Genomic DNA, 23249 nt, shown 5'->3' on the forward strand with positions numbered 1-23249 from the left:
GTGCGCGCAGGAACCTGCGGTTGTCATAGTCCGCCACGTGGAACGCGGACCGACCGGATGCGACTGGAATGCGACAGGGACGCCACGGAAAATTATCCGGAGTAATTCCAAATAAGCTAAGCTGGGAGCTGGCGTTCATGGGCGGCGGTGGCACCGCTTGCCCTGGCATGGGACGCGGTACGGTGGAGATTACGCAAGAAAACTGCGTTCGAGGAGAGCTGAGCTGGATGACGGATCTGATCGATACCACTGAGATGTATCTTCGGACCATTTTGGAGCTTGAAGAAGAAAACATTGTGGCGCTCAGGGCCCGTATTGCCGAACGGCTGCGGCACTCCGGCCCCACAGTCTCGCAGACCATCGGACGCATGGAGCGCGATGGCCTGGTGATCGTCTCGAACGACCGCCACCTGGAACTGACCGAGGTTGGCCGTAAACGCGCCACCGAAGTCATGCGCAAGCACCGCTTGGCCGAGCGTCTCCTGGCCGATGTCATCGGTCTCGACTGGGCCTACGTGCACGATGAAGCGTGCCGCTGGGAGCACGTGATGAGCGAACGCGTCGAACGCCGCCTCTACGAACTCCTTGAACACCCCACCGAGTCTCCTTACGGCAATCCGATTCCCGGACTGGAAGCGCTGGGTGGCCTGACCGGCCAGCAGTTCCCCAGGATCGACGTCAACCTCCTCCAGGCCATGGACGGGTACGCTTCGGATTCACGCGTGGTCATCACGAGGCTGGCCGAGCCCATCCAGGTTGAGCCCGAACTCCTGACCCAGTTGGACGAGGGCGGGATCCGTCCCGGAGCGCCGGTGTCCCTTGAGCGGGTTGGCGAATACATCTCGGTCCGTGTGCCCGGCATCGAAGGCGCCTTGGAGCTTCCGCCGGAAGTTGCCGCGCACGTCTTCGTCTCCCTCAACTGACCAGCCGCCTCCCGGCGTCGAAAATTCACGTGTCAAACCTCACTTTTGCGCTGCCTGCGCGCGTGTGACCTGCACTTTTTTGGAAAGAGTGATAAGGGGCCGCCGCCGCAGGCGCGTTTTCTGTTGATAACGAATTTATTACCGAGGGTCTTAATCCCCTATAGTTATCTACTAGCGCTGATACCAAAGCGTTACCTGATCCGGAGCCGAGCTCTGCCAGCGGATTGGGTGAACCACCACCACTGGCAGAGGCGGGGGAACCACAAGCGGCTGTCTAAAGAAGCAGCCTTGGGGTGAAGTCCGCAGCAGAAGTGCCCACTTACGCAAGTCTCCCTTGGGATACCTGTGTGCCGTGAGTGCTTTGTGCGGACCGGGTCTTTGAACTCTCTGACCCGAATCCGACAGCTAACTTCGCAGGCTTTTGAGAGAGGAACAGAGTTTGACATCGCAGAACGTCAGGGGCCGCCGCCGCGCGTCCGGCCCCGCTACTGAGCTGCGGCCAGCCCGCGTTGTATCGGAGATCCGGCCGCGCGACACCGAACGTCAGGTGCGCCGCCGTAAGAGCCCGATGCGCCAGGTTGCCGACTTCGCCGCAGCAAGTGGCGTCGGGCAGAAGGCCGGAGTTGCGCTTGCCGCCACCGGCCTTGTCCTGACTGTCGGGCTGCCGGCTACCAGCCCCGTCATGGCCACCTCGGAATCGGGCCAGACCGAATCCGCCCTCGCCGTTGGCGGCCCCGTAGGAAGCCAGCCCGAGGTTTCCGCGGCAGCATCGGCCAAAATCGACTTCAGCCGTGCAGCTGTTGCCACCGCCGCCGACCCCGATGGAAAGCTGAAGCAACTGCTCAGTGCCCAGTCCGCCGGCAGCATCCAGCGGTCTTCTTCCCTGGGAACCCTGGGCAGCCCCCTTGACTCCCTGGTCACGGCATCGCCCTTCGGTTACCGCGTCAGCCCCCTGACCGGTGGAACCGGAGACTTCCACCGCGGGCAGGACTTCGTGGCCCAGTGCGGTACGGCCGTCCATGCTGCAGCGGCAGGCAAAGTGACCTTCGCCGGATGGCACGAGTACGGCGGAGGCAACCGCGTTGTGGTTGACCACGGCAATGGCCTGGAGACCACGTACAACCACCTGTCCTCGTTCAACGTCCAGGTGGGCCAGACGGTCAACCGTGGCGACACCGTCGCCCTGAGCGGCACCACTGGCGCCTCCACCGGCTGCCACCTCCACTTCGAGGTCCAGGTCAACGGCGAAGTCGTCGACCCCATGGGCTGGCTCTAAGCCATTTGATGGTCTTCTCTCGCATTGATGACACGTCTCGTGACCTGAATGTGACATTCGCTTTCAATTGTTATAACCTTCAGAGCGCATCGGCTTTTTAGGGGGCCGATGCACTTGAGTGGATTGCCTAGCTCTGCCACCACTCGAGGTCCGTTCGCAAAAATCGTCTGGCAGGGGCGGGGGAACCACTTTTGGTCTTCGAATGAAGGCCTTGGGGTTAAGTCGCAAAGCTTCCCAGGAAGCAAAGCGGCCGGATGACTCCCATCCGAATCCGACAGCTCACCTCGCAGGCATTGGGAGAGGCTACCTACGTGTCATCACGCACTACCCCTGCGCGCCATCGCGCTGAAACGGTTCGTTCGAACCCGTTGAACACTCTTTCGAAGGCTGTTTCATCCAACGCCGGTACCGTGGGTCGCCAGGCCGCAGTGCTGGCAGCAGCCTCAGGCCTCGTCCTTACTGTCGGACTGCCGGCCAATGCCGCTGACACCGACGTCACCACTTCGGAAGTCTCCAGCACCCAGCAGCTGGCTGCCACCGCAGTGGTCACTGCAGAGCCCACCGCCACCGTTTCCTTCGAGAGCCCGGTCGTGGCCACCCAGGAGGCCCCCAAGGTCGTCCAGCGGGCAGCCCAGGTAACCGAGCGCACTGCCGACGACGCCGCGGCAGTCACCGCCAAGTCCTCCGAAACCAAGGATTCCGCTGCAAGCGCGGCAGCATCCGGGCTCGCCGCAATCGCCTACACCGGAATCGGCTCCCCCTACGTATGGGGCGGCACCACCCCTGCCGGCTGGGACTGCTCCGGTTTCACCCAGTGGGTCTACGCGCAGGCCGGCATCAGCATCCCCCGCGTGAACGCCTGGACGGCGATGAAGCCCACCAGCACCCCCCAGCCTGGTGACCTCGTCATGCAGAACGGCGGAGCCCACGTGGGCATCTACGTCGGCAACGGCATGATGATCAGCGCTTTGAACCCGAGCCAGGGCACCCTGCTGCATTCCGTGGCTTCCACGGGCACGTCTTCGTTCTTCACCCTCCGCTAAACACACCGATTCGGGGCTGGCTGACGTACCCCTGCCAGCCGGCCCACTACCCGCAGGTACCCCAACTGCCTGCGGATACGAAAGAGAAAAACAATGACCAGTGCACACAAAGTTGCACGGCACCGCGCTGAGGCCCCCAAGACCAGCTCGCTTGCCGTGATCGCCAAGGCCGTCAGCGTCAACGCCGGTGGCGTCGGCCGCCAGGCAGCTGTCATCGCCGCAGCGTCAGGTTTGGTCCTGACCAGCGGTATTGCTGCCAACGCTGCTGAGACCAACGTTGACCGTGAGTCGACTGCGACCACCGCTCTGGATGTCCAGTCGGCTGCCCAGGCCACGATTGCCGCAGACTCCACGGTCGCCATCTCCTATGAGCGCCCTGTTGTCACCACTGTCGAAGCTCCCGCTCCCGTAGTGGAAGAGGCTCCGGCAAAGGTTGAGGCCAAGGCTTCCACGGCCACGGCAGCCAACGCCACGGTGGCAGTCAACGCCGCAACCCCGGCACCGGCCGCTCCCGCAGCCTCCAGCGGACTTGGCGCAGCCATTGCCGCCGCCGCCTACGCCCAGCTCGGCGTGACGCAGGACTGCACCATGCTGGTCACCAACTCCCTCGCTGCTGTTGGCATCCACTTCCACGACTGGCCGGCCGGCTACCTCTCCCTGGGCCGCACCGTCAGCGCAGCGGAAGCACAGCCAGGCGACCTCGCCTACTACGCCAACGGCGGTCTGGCCGGACAGGCCCACATCGCTGTTTACGTCGGCAACGGCATGGCAGTCCACGGTGGATGGAACGGATCCACCACGGCACTGTTCAGCGTCAACGTCGGCTCCGGACCGGTTTTCATCCGCGTCAACGGCTAGTCATCGACTTCCAGGAACACCCCGCAGGCAGTTGCCGGCGGGGTGTTCTGCTTTAACCGCGCATGAATTTTTGCAGACACTGTGAGCGAATCGACAAATAAATTCGTTGATACGGCATATAAGTGCTTACCCTTGTGTTGTCGATCCACAGCCCGTACATGCAGAGGGCAGCCGGCCCTCGTGCCCCTGACGGGTGCGGCCGTGAAGAGGTACGTGCATGCGCACACTCGTTCTGAATGCTGGATATGAACCGCTGGCGGTTATTACCTTCCGCCGGGCGCTGGTCCTTGTGCTCACTGGGAAAGCTAGCGTAGTGGCCGAAGGCGACGAGCCTGTCGTCGGGCCACAGGAGATTCTCGGACGCCCCTCCGTGATCCTCCTTAACCGCTACATCCGTCCCAAGTACAACAGGATCACTGCCGTGAGCCGCCGCGGGGTTCTTCGCCGCGACGGCCACCGTTGCGCCTATTGCGGGAAAACAGCCCACACCATAGACCACGTCCACCCCAAATCCAGGGGCGGCGCGGATTCCTGGGAAAACCTGGTTGCGGCGTGCTTGAAATGCAACAACGCCAAGAGCGACCACACACTGGCTGAAATGGGATGGAAACTCCGTTTCAAACCCGGTGTGCCCCAGGGGACCATGTGGCAGATCAAAGAACTCGAGAAACCTGCGCCGGACTGGGACCCGTTCCTGTTGCCGGAATCCGCTGCCTGATCGATTTCTGCTGAGCTCCACCCGTCCGGGTACTCTGGGCGGATGGAGTTCAACGCCGTGATTTTGGCGGGTGGCAGGGCCACCCGCCTCGGTGGCGTGCCCAAGCCGTCATTGAAGTACGACGGCGGCACCCTCCTTTCCCATGCCCTCCAGACAGCGCAGGGTGCCACCTCCGTGGTTGTGGTGGGTCCCGACGTCGACGGTGACCCACTGCCCGAATCGGTGCTGATCGCGCGCGAGGAGCCCGCCTTTGCCGGACCGGCGGCGGCGATTGCTGCAGGACTGGCCGCCTTGAAAACGGGGCCGCCCTCTGAATGGACACTTGTTCTGGCCTGCGACATGCCCAAAGCCTCGGCGGGTATCGCCCGGCTATTCGAGGCACTCAAGACGAATCCCTCGGTGGAAGGGGTGATGGCGGTATCCGTTGATGGCCGAAAGCAGCCCCTGTTGGGGGTCTACAGTACCGCTGCCCTGGAACGGGAAGTGGACGCGGCCTCGCATGGTCCGGGGTTAACGGACTCACCAGTGTTCAGGCTGCTTGCTAGGCTGAACCTGCTGGACGTCGGCGTCCCGGCAGGGTCTACGGATGACGTGGATACGTGGGAAGACGCCGCGGCCCTGGGTATTGACTATGAGTTGGAGGCGAACGTGAAGAGCCAGGAAGAAACCCTCGAGGATTGGTGCCGCACGTTGCTGCAGGCTTTTGAGCTCGAGGGCGTGGAAGTGGACATCAACGAGGTACTGGCAGTGGCCGGAGTGGCCGCGCATTCCGTGGTCCGCCCGGCAGCCCCGCTCACTACCTTCATCGCCGGCTATGCCGCCGGCATGGCCCGTGGCATCGGCCAGGCCAGCGACGACGCCTCCATGAACGCAGCCTTGGACTTGGCCCGGAAAATAGCCAAGGAGTACTCGGAGACCGGGACTGACGCAGAATGACGGAGGCCCCGCGCGAGGGCCATCATGCGGCACACACATGGCAGGAAGCCCGGCAGCGCGCGTTCGACGTCGCCACGCCCATACCGGCGGGCCCCGTCCCGCTGAAGGCCGCGCTTGGCCGGACCTTGACTGCAGACGCCTTGGCCGTTCAGGATATGCCGCATTACGCTTCTTCTGCCATGGACGGCTGGGCGGTCAACGGGAGCGGACCATGGATCCTCAGCGGGCCCGGCCAGCGACTGGCGCCCCATCAGGCGAGCCCGATCGTCACCGGTGGCCTGATACCTCCCGGCGCCAAGGCGGTGCTTCGCAGCGAAAGCGGCGTCATCACCACGGACGACGACGGCCTGCCGCTTCTCGCGCTCGGCGGCACCGCCAAGCCGGGGGAGCCGCGCAACGGCCAACACATCCGTAAGGCGGCGGAAGAGGCCGCAGTTGGGGATGTCCTGCTTAAGGCCGGAACCGTGGTGAACCCGGCGCACATTGCCCTGGCTGCCCTCGCAGGCCTGGACCACCTGGACGTCGTGGGCAAACCCCTGGTCCGGTTTCTCTTGACCGGATCGGAGGTAGTGGAGCGCGGGGTTCCACAGCCCGGGCAAGTACGTGACACCTTCGGGCCGCAATTGGGCCCAGTGGTTGAACTCCTGGGCGGCATAGCGGGGGAGCAGCTCCGGGTAGGCGACAGCTACGAGGAGTGGCTGGCCGCGCTCCAGGACACGGAACCGGCGCCGGGCGAACCGGACGCAGAAGCGGAGCCGCCTGCCGACGTCGTTATCACCACCGGCGGGACCGGCCGCTCCGGTACGGACCATTTCCGGAAGGCGGTGGCCGAACTTGGCGGCCGGCTGCTGATCGACGGCATCGCGATGCGGCCGGGGCACCCAGCCGTGTTGGCAGAGTTGCCGGACGGCCGTTTCGTGGTGGGACTGCCGGGCAACCCGTTGGCGGCCATGATGGCCTTGTTCACCATCGGGGCACCTTTGCTTGCGGCGCTGGGGCACCGGCAGCTGGGCGAGGTGGGAGAGGTTCCCTGTGGCACCACCATCGACGCGGAGCCCGGCCGGACGCGGCTGATGCCGTTCAAGCTGGTGTATGGCCTGGCATCGCCGGCCCAGCATACGGGACCGGGCATGATGCGTGGGCTCGCCGGCGCGGACGGTGTGATGGTGGTTCCGCCGCATGGAGTCCAGTTGGGTGAACCTGTCCAGGCTTTCCCCTTGCCCTGGGGGAGGGCGTTGCCCGTGCCCAAATCCCCCGAGGACAAGCCCCGGAAAACGGCCGCGCGCCCGCAGCGGAAGCCGTCGTCGGGACCTGTGGACTGGAGCGGACTGGACGCCTGAGCGCGAGGCGGCCGCAGTGTTACTTGTGGCGAAAACCGCCGGCTGCAAGGTGCAATGATGGACTCATGAACAGGCATGCTCCCGAACAGGACATCAATGAAGATGACCTGCAGATCCACCCGCCCAAACGAGCCGCGGCAGGAGTCAAAGCCGTCACAGTGGCCCTCGAACGCGGATACGCCCAAGCCGGAGTAGCCCGCACTGTCCGGTCCATGCTGAGGGTCAACCAGCGTGATGGTTTCGACTGCCCGGGCTGCGCGTGGCCGGAGTCCATCACCGGACGGCGGAGCCCTGCGGAGTTCTGCGAGAACGGTGCCAAGGCCATCGCCGAAGAAAGCACTACGCGCACTGTGGGCTCACAATTCTGGGCCGACCACTCCATCGCCGAACTCGAAGGCAAAACGGAATATTGGCTGGGCAGCCAGGGCCGCATCTCGGAGCCCGTGGTGATCAGGCCCGGGGACACGCACTATTCACCGATCAGCTGGACGGAAGCTTTCGCGCTGATCGGAGACCACATCAACGCCACCACCCCGGATAAGTGCGTGTTCTACACCTCGGGCCGGACAGCCAACGAGACCGCCTTCATGTACCAGCTGTTCGCGCGCAGCCTGGGCACCAACAACCTGCCGGACTGTTCCAACATGTGCCACGAGTCCTCCGGCAGCGCGCTGAACCCCACCATCGGAATCGGCAAGGGCACCGTTTCCCTTGAGGACATCCACCACTCCCAGCTGGTGCTGGTGGTGGGCCAGAACCCGGGAACCAACCACCCGCGCATGTTGTCCGCCCTTCGCGACTGCAAAAACAACGGCGGCAAGGTGGTGGCCGTCAATCCGCTCCCTGAAGCGGGACTGCTGAACTTCAAGGACCCCCAGTCCCTCAATGGCGTGATCGGTGGCGGGACCACCATCGCCGACGAGTTCCTGCAGATCAAGGTCGGAGGCGACCTGGCGTTGTTCCAGGCACTTGGCCACCTGCTCCTGGAGGAAGAGAAACTCAACCCGGGTACCGTCGTCGACCATTCCTTTATCGAAAGCCAGACCGAAGGCTTTGACGCCTACCGGCAGGCGCGTTCTGTGCTGGACTGGGAACAAACGGAACGGGCCACGGGTCTGTCGCGTGCCGATATCACCAAAGTGGCATCGATGATGGCGGCCTCGAAGGCCACCATCATCTGCTGGGCGCTTGGACTGACCCAGCAGCCGCACTCGGTGGACACGCTCCGGGAGATCATCAACCTGCTGTTGCTGCAGGGCAACTTCGGCAAGCGCGGCGCCGGCGCCTGTCCGGTCCGTGGGCACTCGAATGTCCAGGGTGACCGGACCATGGGGATCTGGGAAAAGCCCAAGGAATCCTTCCTTGCCGCACTGGACAAGGAATTCGGCTTCACCATGCCGCGCGACCACGGCTACGACTCAGTGGAAACCCAGCATGCCTTGGAAAAGGGCGAGGTGGATGTCTTTGTCTCCATGGGCGGTAACTTCGCAGCCGCAGGCTCGGATACCGGGGCGTTGGAAGAAGGCCTGAAAAAAGCGGGGCTGACCGTTCACATCTCCACCAAGCCCAACCGCGCCCACATTGTCCATGGCAAAACCTCGCTGATCCTGCCCACACTCGGCCGCACGGACATGGATGACAAACACCCCAAGGGCAAGCAGTTCCTTTCGGTGGAAGACTCCATGTCCGTCATCCACAAGACACAGGGCCGGCTGGAGCCGGTGTCCGAGCACCTTCTGAGCGAACCGGTGATCGTGGCCCGCATGGCGCAAGCAACCTTGGGCGGGAACCACAGTGTCGATTGGCGGGCCATGGCCGAGGATTATGACGTGATCCGGGACCACATTTCGCGCGTGATCCCCGGCTTTGAGGACTTCAACGCACGGATCCGTACCAAGAACGGATTCGTGCTGCCCAACCCGCCCCGGGATACCCGGACATTCGCCACGGACATCGGCAAGGGCCGCTTCTCCGTGCGGCCACTGGAATACCTGGAAGCTCCCGACGGTCACCTGATCCTGCAGACGATGCGCAGCCATGACCAGTACAACACCACCTTCTACGGCTTGGATGACCGGTACCGGGGTGTCTCGGACGGGCGTCGGGTCATTCTGGTCCACCCGGAGGACCTGATGGAGCTCGGATTCCAGGATCGCGAACTGGTGGACGTTGTCTCCACGTTCTCCGGGTCGGAGCGGCGGGCCAACAAGTTCCGGCTGATCGGGTATCCAACGGCCAAGGGATGCGCCGCGGCGTACTTCCCCGAGGCAAATGCGTTGGTGCACCGGGAGCTCGTGGCCCGGGAGTCCAACACCCCCGGGTACAAGGCCATGACTGTTCGATTTGTGAGGCACGAGGAGGTCGGTTCCTGACATGGGACGTGTGACGCAGCGCCGCAAGGTGCACAAATTTGTCCTGGATGGCTCTCCCCAGGCATTGGAACACCCGGTCCGCTTCAAGGAAGACGTCCTGGCGGTGGAGGAGCCCCTGGAAATCCGGCTCGGCGACATGTCGTTTTCGGTGACCATGAGGACCCCGGGGGACGACTTTGACCTGGTGGCGGGGTTCCTTGTCTCGGAAGGCATCATCTGGGAGCCTTCCCAGCTGATTTCAGAGCGTTTTTGCTCAGGGGAGGATGAGAACGGGGTACAGACTTTCAACGTCGTGGATGCCCAGCTCCGCCCCGATGTCGTCCGCCCTGACACAGGCAGGAATGTCTACACGTCAAGTTCGTGCGGCATCTGTGGCACGGATTCCATCGAGGCCGTCCGTAAGTCTTCACACCACAGCCCCAACGAAGACGACCTCACCCTTCCCGTGGCTGCCCTCGCCGCGCTGCCTGACCGCCTCCGTGAGGCGCAGGCCGTCTTCGACAAGACCGGCGGTGTCCATGCTGCCGGACTTTTCAGAATTCACGACGACGGCAGCACCGAACTGCTCTGCCTCCGGGAAGACGTCGGCCGGCATAACGCGGTGGACAAGGTGGTGGGCTGGGCCTTGCGCTCCGGCAAGCTGCCCCTGCGCGGTACGGTACTCCAGGTTTCAGGGCGGGCATCTTTTGAGCTGGTGCAGAAAGCTGCCATGGCCGGTATCCCGGTGCTGGCTGCCGTCAGCGCGCCCTCCAGCCTGGCTGCGGAACTGGCTGCGGACTCCGGCATTACGCTGGTTGGCTTCAGTCGGGGCGCGAGCCTCAATGTGTACGCCGGCCGCGAAAGGATCGTGGAGCAGGGGGCATAGTGTTGTCCGTGCAAGCGATATCCTCAGGTCACTTGGCTATTGACCGTGAACGCCGTAGATTTTATCCATCGATTGGAAACGCGGCGACAACCACGACGCCGTCCTCGCCCGGCACGCCGGCGCCCGGTCATCAAGCCTTGCCACCCAGTCAACGCCAAAAGGGGAATTAATTGCACGACGACCGCCGGATCACTGAACAGCGTCTCGATCGATTCGTTCGGGACCGCATTCTTCCGGCCATTTACGGCAGGGCAATACCGCTGCAACTGAGCAGTTGGGATGCTCCGGGCGAGCCCGTCCCTGCCGCAGAAGCGATGCGCCAGCTGTTTACCCCGCAGGAGCCAGGCGCGCCATGGGGCAAGGCATGGAGCACCAAGTGGTTGCGCCTGCAGGGTGAAGTGCCGCAGGACTGGGGGATGTCCGACTCCACGGCCGTGGAGATCATCGTGGACCTCGGTTTCAACAGCGATGTCCCCGGGTTCCAGTGCGAGGGAACCGCCTGGCGGGCCGATGGCAGCATCATCAAGGCTATCTCTCCGCGGAACTACCACGTTCCCCTCAAGCTTCTGGGTGGGGGGCTCTCAGTCGATTTCTATGTGGAAGCCGCGGCCAACCCGGATGTCGCGCAGGGCTGGTCCTTTGCCCCAACGCCGCTGGGGGACAAGGCTACCTCGGGCGACGAGCCGCGCTACCGCCTTGGCCGTATCGCCATTGCCGAACTGAACGAGACCGTCTGGGAGCTCAACCAGGACATCTGGACCCTCAGCGGCCTAATGCATGAACTGCCCATGGAACTGCCGCGTCGCCACGAGATTCTCCGTGCACTCGAACGCATGTTGGACATCATGGACCCGGACGACGTCGCGGGGACCGCCGCCGCCGGCCGGGAAGCACTGCGGGAGGTCCTGGCCCGGCCCGCGTACGCTTCCGCACACGAACTTCTGGCCACAGGCCATGCCCACATCGATTCCGCCTGGCTCTGGCCGGTCCGTGAAACCATCCGCAAATGCGCCAGGACCTTCTCCAACGTCGTGGCGCTCATGGATGAGGACCCGGAGTTCGTTTTTTCCTGCTCTTCGGCGCAGCAAATGGCGTGGATGAAGGAGTTCTTCCCGGAGCTTTTTGTCCGCATCCGGGAAAAGGTCAAGGCTGGCCAGTTCGTGCCCGTTGGCGGTATGTGGGTGGAATCGGACACCAACATGCCCGGCGGGGAAGCCATGGCACGCCAGTTCGTCGAAGGCAAGAGTTTCTTCCTCAAGGAGTTCGACATTGAATGCCAGGAAGCCTGGCTTCCGGATTCCTTCGGCTACTCGGGGGCCATCCCGCAGATCGTCAAGGAAGCCGGTTCGCGCTGGTTCCTGACCCAGAAAATCTCATGGAACAAAGTCAACCGCATGCCCCATCACACGTTCGCGTGGGAGGGCATTGACGGTACCCGCTTGTTCACGCACTTCCCGCCAGTGGATACCTACAACGCTGAGCTTCACGGCCGCGAACTGGCTCATGCGGAGCGAAACTACCGGGATCACGGCCGGGGCACGATGTCCCTGGTGCCGTTCGGCTATGGCGACGGCGGTGGCGGACCCACGCGGGAAATGGTGGCTGCCGCGCACCGAACCGCAGACCTGGAGGGCTCGCCGAAGGTCCGGATGGGCACCGCTCGGGACTTCTTCACCAAGGCTGAGGCCGAGTACAGCAACCTTCCTGTCTGGGTGGGGGAGATGTACTTGGAAATGCACCGCGGGACATACACCAGCCAAGCCAAGACCAAGCAGGGCAACCGGCGCAGCGAGCACCTGCTGCGTGAGGCAGAGCTGTGGTGCTCCACTGCGGCGGTCCGCCTTGGCGGCGACTACACGTATCCCCGGGACGAATTGAAGCGGTTGTGGCAGCTGGTGCTCCTGCAGCAGTTCCATGACATCCTTCCGGGCAGTTCCATCGCGTGGGTCCACCAGGATGCCGAGCGGAACTACGAGGCGATCTCCCGCGAGCTCGAGCAGATCATTGCCAAGGCGGCACAGGCGCTGGTAGGGGAGGGCAGTACCGAATTCCTCCTGAACGCCGCTCCACATCAGCGCAACGGGGTTCCCGCCCTGGGTGTCGCCGAGACCAGCGAGCCTGAATCCGGCGTCCAGGTGGAGCAGTCCGAAGACGGTTTCGTGTTGGACAACGGACTGATCCGGGTTGTGGTGAATGCGAACGGCCTCCTGACCTCCGTCATGGACCACGCCAGCGGCAGGGAGGCTATCGCCCCCGGGCAGGCCGGCAACCTGCTTGAGCTGTTCCGTGACACTCCCAACGAGTGGGATGCCTGGGACATCGAAGAGTTCTACCGCCACAACGTCACCCCGTTGACCGAAGCGGAAGCCATCGATCTGGAGCGGACCGCGGCCGGCGTCGTCGTGCTGATTAAGCGCACGGTGGGCGCGTCGACCATCACGCAGCGCCTGACGCTCGACGCCGATGCCAACTCCCTGGGGATCGCCACCACGGTCGATTGGCAGGAACGCGAGAAAATGCTCAAGATCGCCTTCCCGCTGGATGTCCGCGCGGATCGCTCCGCCTCGGAGACGCAGTTTGGCCACGTGTTCCGGCCCACCCACACCAATACGTCCTGGGAAGCGGCGAAGTTCGAAATCTGTGCCCACCGGTGGATCCACGTTGCTGAACCGGGCTACGGCGTAGCCATCAGCAACGCCTCCAGCTACGGACACGACGTCACCAGGGCGGTCCGCCAGGACGGTGGAACGACGACGACGGTCCGCACCTCGCTGCTGCGCTCGGCCCGTTTCCCGGATCCGGAAGCGGACCGGGGCGAACACACCCTGGAGTTGTCCATCAGGCCGGGGGCGGCGATAGCCGACGCCGTGGAGGAGGGGTACCGGACCAACCTCAAGCCGCGTTTTGTCACCGGCGGGCACGGTGTCGATCCGTTGGTTTCGGTGTCCAATCCGGGAATTGTGGTGGAAGCCGTGAAGCTGGCCGAAGACGGTTCAGGCGACGTTGTGGTGAGGCTCTATGAATCCCTGGGAGAGCGCTCGGCTGCCCTGGTGAAGCCCGGCTTTGACGCTACGGGTGCCACTGCTACGGACCTGTTGGAACGCGTCACGGAGACTCCCGGGGTCACTGTGGAGGACGATTCCACCGTCAGCCTGGTGCTCCGCCCGTTCCAGTTGGTTACGCTGCGCTTCTCCCGGTAGTCCTCGGGAAGCCTACTCCACCAGCTGAACGTCGATGCTGTCCTTCAGGATCTGTACGCGGGCGGGAATGACGGAGTCGAAGTGCTTGATGTCGGCGGCGACTTCCTTGGAGAAAACATTCTCAATGAGGGAGGGCATCTCTTTCACGCCTGACAGGTAGCGTTTTGCCGCGAAATCGAATTCGGACCGGTTGGCACGGATCCGGGCGTTGACCGCTTTGGCTTCGTCGGCGATTTTCAGCACCTCTTCGCTTGGTGCGTTCCGGGCCTCGGCATCATCTGCCTTTTTGACCAGATCATCCTTGGCGCGGACGAACTCCGCGTACTTCTCTTCGCCTGCCGCCGTGACCTCGGCGCGTGCCTCGAGGTCGGCCACGTGCTTGTCGAAGGTGCGTGCGAACTCGACGTAGGCGTTGTTCTTTGATTGCTTGAGTTCACTGGCTGCCTTGCGGCAGGGAGCCGCTGCCTGGGCCAGGAGGGTCTGGCGTTCCCGCAGTGTGGCCGCTTTGGAGCCTACGAACAAGCCGTTGCATCCGGCGGCGTCATCTTCGCGGAAAAGGCCATCAAACTGCGGGTAGGACTCCACCAAGCCCTCCATGTAATCGAAGTAGCGCTCGTGTGAGTCCACCAGCTGCAGCACCGCCACTCCCACGGGGTTGTCGCCGGAGTCGTTCCCCGACTTCACTTCCTGAAGGGCGGAGCGGGCAGACGTTGTGGCCTGCTGGAACTCCTCTTTTTCCTTTTGGCTGTCCTGCACGGCCTGGTCCCGCGAGACAGGAGTATTGCGGGCTTTCTTGTACGCCGCCAAATATGCGTTGACCGCCGGCTGGATTTTGTTCCGGGCATCACCCAAGGCGTTCAGGCGGTCCTCCTTCAGTGATGCCAGACTTTCCTTCTTCTGCTGGCTGGAGAACTGATTGACAGCCACCAAGGCGGCGGCAGCGATCACCAGTACGGCAACAATGATGCTGATCGCCAAAATAGCCCGACGGCGGGGACGGGCTGGGGCGGGATTGGTCGCGGGGTGCTCAATCGTCATGGTTACTTCCCCTCATGACCGGTTGCATCAAAACTTTGCAGGCGGGATTTCAGGGCACGTTCAAGCCCGGCATTGGATGAGTTGGCGTCCTCAACCAGTTTGGTCGATTTGGCTTTGACGGCGTCCTCATACGTCGTTCGCACTTTATTCAAGGCATCGTTGATATCGAGAAGGGCAACTCCTGCCGTGGTGCTCTTGGCCAAACGGGCCAGGGGCTCTGTCTGATTCAGGACCTCCTGCTGCTTGTCCCGTTGCCCTCTGACCACACCTTCGATGCCGGTGAGGAGCGCTACTGTCTCTTCATCTGCCTTGTCTTTGGCGGCGGCCAATGCTTCCAGGCACGCATCAGCGGTCTTGACGTAGTCCGCCGAATAGTTCTCGCCAGCGACGTTGAGGTCCTTGTGGAGCGGTGCGCAGGGGCCTCCAACCGACCGGGTGATGTTGGCGGTATTAATCAGCTGCTGGTCGCTGTAGGCGATGACAGCGGCGTAGTTTTCTTTGAACTGTTGGAATGCGGCAGCCACACTGTCTTCTTTGACCACCGGAGAGGCGGCCATGGCGTTCAGCCTGCTGGTGTTGGCTTCCGACTCGCGTTTGACCAGCTCGCTTTCCTGGTTCAACACCTGGTCTTTTTCCTGGTCCTCGTCCGCCTGTGCCACCACGTTGGTATAGCGGGCCGTGAACTCCTGGAGCAGCGGATCGTAGAGGTTCATGGAGTTGTCCACGATTCCGCGTTGTTTGTCCAGGCGCTCAACATCCGCCCGCTGGACCCCGGTGGGGCGGAACAGCGCGAACCACGTGCCGAAGCCCCCCGCTACCAGTGCGATGGCCACGATCACCACGATGAGCGTGGTGCGCCGGGATTTTCCGCTCCCTGCTTTGGCGCTTGTCTCGTCCAAAGTCCCCCCCAATAGTTCCCCAACCAGCTCAGACGTCGTGCTGGAGTCGTTTCACGAAAAGTTTTGTCCGCTCCTGCCGGGGTGCCCGGAGCACCTCGGCAGCGGGGCCGCGTTCAACCACAACTCCGCCGTCCATGAAGATGACCTCGTCCGCCACGTGCTGGGCGAATGCCAGCTCGTGGGTCACGATCACCATGGTCCAGCCTTCTTCCGCCAGCTCCTTGATGACCCCCAGGACATCTCCCACCAGTTCAGGATCCAGGGCTGAGGTGGGCTCGTCGAACAACAAGAGCTGGGGTTTCAGGGCCAGCGCCCGGACAATGCCCACGCGCTGCTGTTGGCCGCCGGAGAGCTCGAAGGGATAAGCGTCGCGTTTGTCAGCCAGACCCACACGCTCCAGCAGGCGCTCGGCCTCGGCTATGGCGTCAGCCTTGGGGCGCTTCTGTACCTGGACAGGCCCCTCGATGATGTTCTTGAGCACCGTCATGTGCGGGAACAGGTTGTAGTGCTGGAAAACCATGGCGCTGCGGTCGCGCAGTGCGGCGATGTCCCTCTTGCCCACCTTGGTCCCAAAATTGATGGCAAGACCTTGTGAGGCATCGCCGCCCCCGAAGGTGACCGTACCGCCGTCGGGAATTTCCAAGCCGTTGAGCGAGCGCAGGACCGTGGTTTTTCCGGAGCCGGAGGGCCCAATCAGGGCCACTACTTGTCCACGGCGGATATCGATGTCGATGTCCCGCAAGACGGTGTTGCTGCCGAAGGACTTGGCGAGGTTCCGTGCCTCCAAGACCATGTTCGACGGATCAGTGGGCGACATAGCGGTCCAATCTCCTTTCCACCGCGGACTGCGCTGTGGAAAGGACCAGGCAGATGACCCAGTAGACCAGGGCTGCCTGCAGGTACAGGGCCATGAACTCCTGGCTGAAAGCAGCGATCTGCTGGGCATTCCGGAACAGTTCGGTGACCAGGATCAGTGATGCAAGGGACGTGTCCTTCACCAGTGAGATGAAGGTGTTGGACAACGGAGGAACGGAGACCCGGGCAGCCTGCGGGAGGATGATCCGCACCAGGGTCTGCCGGTTGGACATGCCGATCGTGTGCCCGGCTTCCCACTGCCCCTTGGGCACGGACAGGATGGCGGCCCGGATGATCTCGGCCGCGTAACCGCCCACGTTCAAGGAAAACGCGATGACCGCACTGGGCCAGGGATCAAGCTTCACTCCAACGCTGGGCAGGCCGTAGAAGATCACGAACAGCTGCACCAGCAGGGGAGTGCCGCGGATGACCGACACATAGAAACGGCCGATTCCCGAGAGCACGACGTTGGGACTCAACCGCAGCAAGGCCACGAACAAGGCAAGCACCAGCCCGAAGGCGAAGGACATCAGAGTGAGCGGAATGGTCCCGGTCACGGCCCCGGTGATGAGCGGCCCGAAGGAACTCCAGACGAGGTCCCAGTTCATCTATTTGGTGACGTCCGCGCCGAAGTACTTGTCCGAGATCTTCGCCAGCGTTCCGTCCGCACGGAGGTCTTCCAAAGCCTTGTCCACGGCCTTGGTGAGCTCAGTGGAGCCCTTGCGGAAGACCAACGCGCTTTCTGTCTTGTCCGGCGCCTCTGCCGCGACCTTCAGGCCCGAGTCGGGAGTCGTCTTGGCGTAATCCAGGTAGGTGAGTTTGTCGTTCACCGTGGCGTCAACGCGTCCCTGCTGGACCAAGGTGACGGACTGCGCCCAGCCTTCGACGGCCTGGACATTGGCGCCGGCTTCTACGGCCATCTTGTAGAAGTTGCTGGTCAGGGACTGCGCGGTGGTCTTGCCCTTGAGGTCGGCGAAGCTGTTGATGCTGGAGTTGTCCGACTTGGTGACCACTACGCCGGTGGAGATGGTGTAGGGGCTGGAGAATTCGTACTTGGCCTTGCGCTCATCGTTGATGGAGATCTGGTTGGCGATGGTGTCGAAGCGCTTGGAATCGAGGCCCGCGAAGATGCCGTCGAACTGGGTCTCCTGGAAGGTCGCCTTGACGCCCAGCTTTTCGGCCACAGCCTTGGCGATTTCGACGTCGAATCCGGTGAGGTCGCCGGCGCCCTCGGCATGGAAGCTGAACGGACGGTAGGTACCCTCGGTGGCGATGACCAATTCGCCCTTGGACTTTACGTCGGACAGGGACGTGTCCCCGCCGGACTGCGCCGGTGCTGATCCTCCGCCGCAGGCCGAAAGGGCAAGGGCAGCGGAAGCCAGGGTGGCGGCAAGGACGGAACGACGGGTGCGGAGGCTGTTCATGGAGCCATCTTAGTCACCCGAGGGGAACGGTTCTGCGGTGGACACCGATGCCGGGCGAATGTGGCCTTAAAAAGGCTGAGTGGGGGCGGTCCCCAACAGCCCGCCACCACTCATCCCCCCAATTGTGCTCACGTGGGCGCCACATCCACCGGAAACCCGTTCTCTGATTCCGGTGTCAGGCTGCAGCCGCATTCACACATTCATGATTGTGCCACGATCTAATGGTTTTGTGAAAGTCTTACGCCGGGAGACGTCGTTTGCGACGCGCGAAGGCCTTCGAGAACCAGATTCCGGCCAATCCGATGCACGTAGACAGGGCCGCGGAGTAGTTGATCAAGACGCGCAACCAGGCCTCCGAAAAGGGGATGAGCGGAAAGAGCTGGGACAGCAAAAGGAGTGACAAACCCAGGAGCAGCAAGCCCGAAGCCACGCGCAGCAGCACCGGGGCCTGGCTCACCACCGTGCGCCAAATGGCCGGTAGCAGGCAGGCGGCGACGAACCCCGGATAGAAGCGGCCCATGAACGCGTAGGCCTCCAAGGACGGTCCCCACACCAGCCCGCTCATTCCCGCCGACGAGCCACGCGTGTCCGTAATGAGGAAAAAGTAGATGGTCAGGGCACCCACAATCGCGGCCACAGTGATGCCGATGGGGCCACGGATGGCCCGTAAAGCGGACTCCGACCCGAAAGCCGTGGCGATCTTGATGCCCATGAAGAAGAACGTGGCATACAGCAGGAAGCGCAGAATCAGGTTGCCGATGTTCATCCCGCCCAACCAACCATCAATCACGAGGTAGGGAGCTTCGATGCTGATGAGGATACTCAGAGAGATCAACGAAAAAATGTAGAACACCACGCGGTTCTCCCCGCGCAGCGCGCTGGGTATCCGTGCGACAGTGATCGCAAGGCAAACTACCAGCGTGACCCAGGGCAGGACAGCCGTCATCCGAGGTTCTCCCAAATTCTTTCAGTACGTTCGTGGTCTTGTTCCTGTCGGCGAAGAGTCTTGCCCAACGCCATAAGCCGTTCACCGGCAAGGGTCACCAGTGCACTTTGGCTCATCCGGTCCAAAGCGTCGCGGCGGGCATTGGGAGCCCATCCGGCCTCGGCTTCCGTGATGAGTCCCCCTGCCACCAAGCCTCCCGCCGGGCCGACGCCGGCAGCACGCGAGGTGGCGATCGCCAGTTCCGGTGGAAGCCGGTTGGCTGTCAGGTGTGCGGAGAAGTTCTGGGGAGCGATGCCCGTGTTGCCGCTGACCCGGTGCCGCAGCTCGCCGTCGTCGATCGCGTCCACCCAGTTGCGCACCGACGTAGGGTGCGGCGGTTCCGAAAGGGGAGCGGCGGGACCGGAACCGGGCTCGCTGCGTTCGACCACAGCGCGCAAAAGGTCGATGGTGGCGACCTGGCTCACCAGCTCGCAGGGGGTGGGCGGCACGGGGTCGCCGCGAAGGTCGGAGTAGAGGTCGAACGTGGACAGAGCCTGTACAGGGTTGATGTTGAAGCCCCGGCTGATGCTCACCAGCGTGGATTCGGCCACCTTGCCGCGGACCAGTTGCTGGGCCAAGGTTGTCCTCTTGATGCCGGCGATCCTGCAAACGTCCGCCGTGCTGGCATCGGGCGCAACGCCATGAAGCCAGCGCTGGAACGCCTTGGACTGTAGGGGCATGGGGAACTCTCTGTGATGTGACGCGGCAAACCAGCGGAATGCTGTAAGTGGGAGTACAGATCGATTTTACGCCGTCGCCACATTGAATTATGCTTGGTAACTGAACCCGCTGGTCCGTACACCCCCCAAGTCCGGACCGGCGGGTTTTTCCATGCCCGCGGGAATCGCGGCCGAACCATCCGCGTTCCCTTTGCTGGAGGATAGACAAATGACTGCAACCTTGGTGGCCAAGGAACTTGCCGGTGGTCATGGCCACCGCACACTCTTTTCCAAACTGTCCCTCACAGTGGCGCCAGGCGACGTCGTAGGCGTCGTGGGAGCGAACGGTGCCGGTAAATCAACTCTGCTTCGCCTCCTGGCCGGTGTGGACCAGCCACAGGCAGGCAGCATCAGCCTGGCGCCCGCGGATGCTTTCGTGGGCTGGCTGCCGCAGGAACACGAGCGCACGGAGGGCGAGACGATCGCGGGCTATATCGCGCGCCGCACCGGCTGCGCCCAGGCCACCTTGGAGATGGAAACCACGGCCGAAGCGCTTGGCTCGGGGGCTCCCGGCGCTGATGACGCCTACTCCCTTGCCTTCGACCGCTGGATGGCCTCCGGTGCGGCGGACCTGGAGGACCGCATCCCCGCTGTCCTGGCCGACCTCGGGCTCGAGGTCGGCGCCGACGCCTTGATGACCGGCCTCTCCGGCGGGCAGGCGGCCCGGGTGGCGCTGGCAGCGTTGCTGTTGAGCCGCTTCGATGTGGTGCTCCTGGACGAGCCCACCAACGATCTCGACCTCGACGGACTGGCACGCCTTGAAGCTTTCGTCCAGGGTTTGCGTGGTGGGGTGGTCCTGGTGTCCCACGACCGCGAATTCCTGGCCCGCTGTGTCACGACAGTCGTGGAACTGGACCTGGCCCAAAACTCGGTGGCAGTCTACGACGGCGGCTACGAATCCTTCCTCGAAGAGCGCGCCGTGGCCAAGCGGCACGCCCGCGAGCGCTACGAGGAATACGCCAACACCAAGGCCGATCTCGTCTCCCGCGCCCGCACCCAGCGCGAGTGGAGCTCACAAGGGGTCCGGAACGCCATGAAGAAGAACCCGGACAACGACAAAATCCGTCGCGCCGCCAGTACCGAATCCTCCGAGAAACAGGCGCAGAAGGTCCGGCAAATGGAGTCCCGCATCGCCCGGCTCACCGAGGTGGAAGAGCCCCGCAAGGAGTGGCAGCTCCAGTTCAGCATCGGCCGGGCACCCCGCTCAAGTGCCGTCGTCGCCACCTTGCGCGACGTCGTCGCCCGCCAAGGCGACTTCACGCTGGGACCGGTCAACCTGCAACTCAATGGCGGGGAACGGATCGGCATCACCGGACCGAACGGCGCGGGCAAGTCCACGCTGCTGCGCCTGCTGCTGGGAACGCAGAAGCCCGACGACGGCGAAGCCTCCATGGGTGCGTCCGTCGCCATCGGCGAAATCGACCAGGCGCGAGGACTGCTCGACGGCGGCCAGCAGCTGGGTGATGCCGTGGAAGCTGTGCTGGTGGACTGGAACAGCGCGGACGTCCGCACCCTCCTTGCCAAGTTTGGCCTCAAGGCAGACCACACCTCTCGCACCGTGGACTCGCTGTCCCCGGGGGAGCGGACCCGTGCTGCGCTCGCCTTGCTGCAGGCCCGGGGCGTGAACCTGCTGGTCCTGGATGAGCCCACCAACCACCTGGACCTGCCCGCGATCGAACAGCTCGAGGAGGCACTGGAAAGCTACGATGGTGCGCTCCTGCTGGTCACCCACGACCGTCGCCTGCTGGAAAACGTCCGACTCGATTCACGGTGGCATCTGGACAACGGACAAGTCCGGGAGCTTCACCACACCCCAAGCCAGGAGAAGTAACGCATGAGCATGGACCGCGTGGCCTGGAGCTCGCTGTACAACATCACGACTGCCAAGAGCGGCTCCAAGCCGTTCTCCAAGGAAACCCTGAAGAGGGTCCTGGCTTTTGCGGCCCCGCATAAGGGCAAACTCATCGCCTTCGTCATCGCCTCCATCGCGGGCGCTTTCCTGGCCGTGGCCACCCCGGTCCTCGCCGGGCAGGTGGTGGACGCGATCATCGCCAATGCAGGTGTGGGAACAGTCATCTGGCTGGCCGTCCTCATTGCGATCGTCGCGGTGGGCGAGGCCGGCGTGGGGCTGCTGACGCGCTGGCTCTCCTCAACGATCGGCGAGGGCGTCATCGTGGACCTGCGCACCCGCGTGTTCGACCACGTACAGCGCATGCCGATTGCGTTCTTCACCCGGACGCGGACCGGTGCCTTGGTGAGCCGTTTGAACAATGACGTCATTGGCGCCCAGTCCGCCTTTGCCGGAACCCTGTCCGGGGTGGTCAGCAATGTTGTGGCCTTGGCGTTGACCCTTGCCGTGATGCTCAACACTTCCTGGCTGGTCACTGTGCTTGCCATGGTGTTGCTGCCCATCTTCCTGATCCCGGCACGCCGCATGGGTTCGAAACTGGCCGATCTCCGCCGCGAGGCCGCGGCCCACAATGCCGCCATGGGCACCCAGATGACGGAGCGCTTCTCCGCCCCCGGTGCCACCTTGGTGAAGCTCTTTGGCCGCCCGGACGAGGAATCGCGCGAGTTCGCTGACCGGGCCGGACGCGTGCGTGACATCGGCATCCGGACCGCCATGCTCCAGTTCACGTTCGTCACGGCCCTGACGTTGGTTTCCGCTTTGGCTCTGGCGCTCGTGTATGGCCTGGGCGGTTGGCTGGCCATCAGTGGTCAGCTCGCCCCCGGCGACGTTGTGGTCCTGGCGCTCCTGCTGACCCGCCTCTACGCACCGTTGACGGCACTGTCCAACGCCCGGGTGGAGATCATGAGCGCACTGGTCAGCTTCGAGCGCGTCTTCGAGATCCTGGACCTCAAGCCTCTCATCACCGAGAAACCGGATGCCGTCGAGGTTGCTCCCGGTCCGGTAGCTGTGGAGTTCGACGATGTCCGCTTCTCCTACCCCTCCGCTGACAAAGTGTCCCTGGCGTCTTTGGAGGAAGTGTCCACGCTGGACACGCGCGGTGGGGAAGAAGTCCTGCACGGGGTCAGCTTCCGGGTTGAACCGGGCCAGACTGTGGCGTTGGTGGGTTCCTCCGGCGCAGGGAAGTCAACCATCGCCCAACTGCTGTCCCGCCTGTACGACGTCGATTCCGGAGCCGTGCGCCTCGGCGGCCATGGAGCGCGGACGGGCACCGACGTCCGGGACATCACCTTCGATTCGCTGCGTGACACCTTGGGCATGGTGACCCAGGACGGCCACCTTTTCCATGAAACCATCGCTTCGAACCTGCGCCTGGCCCGGCCCGGTGCCACGGAGGAGGACATGTGGGACGTGCTGCGCCGTGCACGCCTGGAGCCCATGATCCGGTCATTGCCCGACGGCCTGGAGACCGTGGTGGGGGAGCGCGGCTACCGGCTCTCCGGCGGCGAGCGGCAACGGCTCACCATCGCCCGTTTGCTCATCAAGCAGCCCCGCGTCGTAATCCTTGACGAGGCTACGGCAGCACTGGACTCCACCAACGAAGCCGCCGTGCAGGCGGCCTTGGGTGAGGCGCTCGAGGGGCGTACCGCCGTCGTGATTGCGCACCGCTTGTCCACCATCCGGGCCGCTGACGCGATCCTTGTGGTGGAGGATGGCCGGGTTGTGGAGCGTGGCACCCATACGGAGCTGCTGGCGGCGGACGGCCGTTATGCGGAGCTGTACCGGACCCAGTTCGCCGAGGCTACAGCTGTGGCCCAGGAGGCGGTCCCCGAGCTCTGACCCAACTGGGGGACAGCAAACGCTCCACTGGCACCTCAGTGGAGCGTTTG

19 protein-coding genes and 2 riboswitches are annotated in these 23249 nt (G+C 63.5%); of the genes, 12 read left to right on the plus strand and 7 right to left on the minus strand.

Going from position 1 to position 23249, the window contains the following annotated elements; all coding sequences use genetic code 11:
• Positions 1 to 227: 227 nt before the first annotated feature.
• The 10 genes from PQ627_RS17215 (at position 228) to PQ627_RS17260 (ending at position 13531) form a co-directional block, all read left to right on the plus strand.
• Positions 228 to 923 carry a metal-dependent transcriptional regulator gene (locus PQ627_RS17215; RefSeq protein WP_274262668.1) on the plus strand — a complete coding sequence of 232 codons (696 nt, stop codon included), beginning with the start codon at positions 228 to 230 and terminating at the stop codon, positions 921 to 923.
• 221 nt (positions 924 to 1144) lie between these two features.
• Positions 1145 to 1358, plus strand: a riboswitch (cyclic di-AMP (ydaO/yuaA leader).
• Positions 1359 to 1362: 4 nt separating this feature from the next.
• Positions 1363 to 2199 (plus strand): M23 family metallopeptidase, encoded by an 837-nt coding sequence (locus PQ627_RS17220; RefSeq protein WP_274262669.1) that lies wholly within the window; start codon positions 1363 to 1365, stop codon positions 2197 to 2199.
• A 145-nt stretch (positions 2200 to 2344) separates the two neighbouring features.
• A riboswitch (cyclic di-AMP (ydaO/yuaA leader) is annotated at positions 2345 to 2506 on the plus strand.
• 4 nt (positions 2507 to 2510) lie between these two features.
• A complete protein-coding gene (locus PQ627_RS17225; protein ID WP_260842510.1) occupies positions 2511 to 3242 on the plus strand; it encodes a C40 family peptidase in 732 nt (243 codons plus the stop codon).
• A 93-nt stretch (positions 3243 to 3335) separates the two neighbouring features.
• Positions 3336 to 4100 carry an NlpC/P60 family protein gene (locus PQ627_RS17230; RefSeq protein WP_274262670.1) on the plus strand — a complete coding sequence of 255 codons (765 nt, stop codon included), beginning with the start codon at positions 3336 to 3338 and terminating at the stop codon, positions 4098 to 4100.
• A gap of 217 nt (positions 4101 to 4317) precedes the next feature.
• Positions 4318 to 4818 (plus strand): HNH endonuclease, encoded by a 501-nt coding sequence (locus tag PQ627_RS17235; RefSeq protein WP_144662688.1) that lies wholly within the window; start codon positions 4318 to 4320, stop codon positions 4816 to 4818.
• Positions 4819 to 4860: 42 nt separating this feature from the next.
• The gene (locus PQ627_RS17240; RefSeq protein ID WP_274262671.1) at positions 4861 to 5754 is read left to right on the plus strand and encodes an NTP transferase domain-containing protein; all 894 of its coding nucleotides are present in this window, start codon (positions 4861 to 4863) and stop codon (positions 5752 to 5754) included.
• Complete coding sequence (locus PQ627_RS17245; protein ID WP_274262672.1) at positions 5751 to 7094, plus strand: molybdopterin molybdotransferase MoeA; 1344 nt, start codon at positions 5751 to 5753, stop codon at positions 7092 to 7094. The genes PQ627_RS17240 and PQ627_RS17245 overlap by 4 nt, the downstream gene beginning before the upstream one ends.
• A gap of 65 nt (positions 7095 to 7159) precedes the next feature.
• A complete protein-coding gene (locus PQ627_RS17250) occupies positions 7160 to 9466 on the plus strand; it encodes an FdhF/YdeP family oxidoreductase (RefSeq protein ID WP_274262673.1) in 2307 nt (768 codons plus the stop codon).
• 1 nt (position 9467) lies between these two features.
• Positions 9468 to 10331 carry a formate dehydrogenase accessory sulfurtransferase FdhD gene (fdhD, locus tag PQ627_RS17255; RefSeq protein WP_274262674.1) on the plus strand — a complete coding sequence of 288 codons (864 nt, stop codon included), beginning with the start codon at positions 9468 to 9470 and terminating at the stop codon, positions 10329 to 10331.
• 170 nt (positions 10332 to 10501) lie between these two features.
• The gene (locus tag PQ627_RS17260; RefSeq protein ID WP_274262675.1) at positions 10502 to 13531 is read left to right on the plus strand and encodes an alpha-mannosidase; all 3030 of its coding nucleotides are present in this window, start codon (positions 10502 to 10504) and stop codon (positions 13529 to 13531) included.
• A 12-nt stretch (positions 13532 to 13543) separates the two neighbouring features.
• On the opposite strand, the gene PQ627_RS17265 is transcribed toward PQ627_RS17260, so the two are convergent.
• The 7 genes from PQ627_RS17265 to PQ627_RS17295 form a co-directional block, all read right to left on the minus strand.
• Positions 13544 to 14569: a hypothetical protein gene (locus PQ627_RS17265; RefSeq protein ID WP_274262676.1), complete on the minus strand. Its 1026-nt coding sequence runs from the start codon at positions 14567 to 14569 to the stop codon at positions 13544 to 13546.
• A 2-nt stretch (positions 14570 to 14571) separates the two neighbouring features.
• On the minus strand, positions 14572 to 15468 hold the full coding sequence (locus PQ627_RS17270) for a hypothetical protein (protein WP_274262677.1): 897 nt from the start codon (positions 15466 to 15468) through the stop codon (positions 14572 to 14574).
• 28 nt (positions 15469 to 15496) lie between these two features.
• Entirely contained in the window at positions 15497 to 16285 is a 789-nt protein-coding gene (locus PQ627_RS17275; protein WP_274262678.1) for an amino acid ABC transporter ATP-binding protein, read from the minus strand.
• The gene (locus PQ627_RS17280) at positions 16272 to 16931 is read right to left on the minus strand and encodes an amino acid ABC transporter permease (RefSeq protein WP_144662679.1); all 660 of its coding nucleotides are present in this window, start codon (positions 16929 to 16931) and stop codon (positions 16272 to 16274) included. Before PQ627_RS17280 ends, PQ627_RS17275 begins: the two co-directional genes overlap by 14 nt.
• Positions 16932 to 17747, minus strand: coding sequence for an amino acid ABC transporter substrate-binding protein (locus PQ627_RS17285; protein ID WP_274262679.1), 816 nt, complete (start codon positions 17745 to 17747; stop codon positions 16932 to 16934).
• A gap of 238 nt (positions 17748 to 17985) precedes the next feature.
• Complete coding sequence (locus PQ627_RS17290; RefSeq protein ID WP_274262680.1) at positions 17986 to 18693, minus strand: hypothetical protein; 708 nt, start codon at positions 18691 to 18693, stop codon at positions 17986 to 17988.
• Positions 18690 to 19412 carry a hypothetical protein gene (locus PQ627_RS17295; protein ID WP_274262681.1) on the minus strand — a complete coding sequence of 241 codons (723 nt, stop codon included), beginning with the start codon at positions 19410 to 19412 and terminating at the stop codon, positions 18690 to 18692. The genes PQ627_RS17290 and PQ627_RS17295 overlap by 4 nt, the downstream gene beginning before the upstream one ends.
• A 208-nt stretch (positions 19413 to 19620) precedes the next feature.
• Between PQ627_RS17295 and PQ627_RS17300 the strand changes: the two genes are divergently transcribed.
• The gene (locus tag PQ627_RS17300) at positions 19621 to 21282 is read left to right on the plus strand and encodes an ABC-F family ATP-binding cassette domain-containing protein (RefSeq protein WP_274262682.1); all 1662 of its coding nucleotides are present in this window, start codon (positions 19621 to 19623) and stop codon (positions 21280 to 21282) included.
• A 3-nt stretch (positions 21283 to 21285) separates the two neighbouring features.
• Entirely contained in the window at positions 21286 to 23199 is a 1914-nt protein-coding gene (locus tag PQ627_RS17305) for an ABC transporter ATP-binding protein (RefSeq protein WP_144662674.1), read from the plus strand.
• Positions 23200 to 23249 lie beyond the last annotated feature (50 nt).

It is taken from the genome of Paenarthrobacter sp. AB444 (genome assembly GCF_028736865.1).
GTDB classification, from domain to species: domain Bacteria; phylum Actinomycetota; class Actinomycetes; order Actinomycetales; family Micrococcaceae; genus Arthrobacter; species Arthrobacter nicotinovorans_B.

What these genes read in the sequence shown, in the direction of transcription:
- PQ627_RS17295 (WP_274262681.1), bottom strand. Translation starts at nt 19,412, where the DNA reads ATGCCCCTACAGTCCAAGGCGTTCCAGCGCTGGCTTCATGGCGTTGCG.
- PQ627_RS17285 (WP_274262679.1), bottom strand. Translation starts at nt 17,747, where the DNA reads ATGAACAGCCTCCGCACCCGTCGTTCCGTCCTTGCCGCCACCCTGGCT.
- PQ627_RS17235 (WP_144662688.1), top strand. Translation starts at nt 4,318, where the DNA reads ATGCGCACACTCGTTCTGAATGCTGGATATGAACCGCTGGCGGTTATT.
- PQ627_RS17275 (WP_274262678.1), bottom strand. Translation starts at nt 16,285, where the DNA reads ATGTCGCCCACTGATCCGTCGAACATGGTCTTGGAGGCACGGAACCTC.
- PQ627_RS17215 (WP_274262668.1), top strand. Translation starts at nt 228, where the DNA reads ATGACGGATCTGATCGATACCACTGAGATGTATCTTCGGACCATTTTG.
- PQ627_RS17300 (WP_274262682.1), top strand. Translation starts at nt 19,621, where the DNA reads ATGACTGCAACCTTGGTGGCCAAGGAACTTGCCGGTGGTCATGGCCAC.
- PQ627_RS17290 (WP_274262680.1), bottom strand. Translation starts at nt 18,693, where the DNA reads ATGACGGCTGTCCTGCCCTGGGTCACGCTGGTAGTTTGCCTTGCGATC.
- PQ627_RS17230 (WP_274262670.1), top strand. Translation starts at nt 3,336, where the DNA reads ATGACCAGTGCACACAAAGTTGCACGGCACCGCGCTGAGGCCCCCAAG.
- PQ627_RS17265 (WP_274262676.1), bottom strand. Translation starts at nt 14,569, where the DNA reads ATGACGATTGAGCACCCCGCGACCAATCCCGCCCCAGCCCGTCCCCGC.
- PQ627_RS17240 (WP_274262671.1), top strand. Translation starts at nt 4,861, where the DNA reads ATGGAGTTCAACGCCGTGATTTTGGCGGGTGGCAGGGCCACCCGCCTC.
- PQ627_RS17305 (WP_144662674.1), top strand. Translation starts at nt 21,286, where the DNA reads ATGAGCATGGACCGCGTGGCCTGGAGCTCGCTGTACAACATCACGACT.
- PQ627_RS17280 (WP_144662679.1), bottom strand. Translation starts at nt 16,931, where the DNA reads ATGAACTGGGACCTCGTCTGGAGTTCCTTCGGGCCGCTCATCACCGGG.
- PQ627_RS17245 (WP_274262672.1), top strand. Translation starts at nt 5,751, where the DNA reads ATGACGGAGGCCCCGCGCGAGGGCCATCATGCGGCACACACATGGCAG.
- fdhD (WP_274262674.1), top strand. Translation starts at nt 9,468, where the DNA reads ATGGGACGTGTGACGCAGCGCCGCAAGGTGCACAAATTTGTCCTGGAT.
- PQ627_RS17250 (WP_274262673.1), top strand. Translation starts at nt 7,160, where the DNA reads ATGAACAGGCATGCTCCCGAACAGGACATCAATGAAGATGACCTGCAG.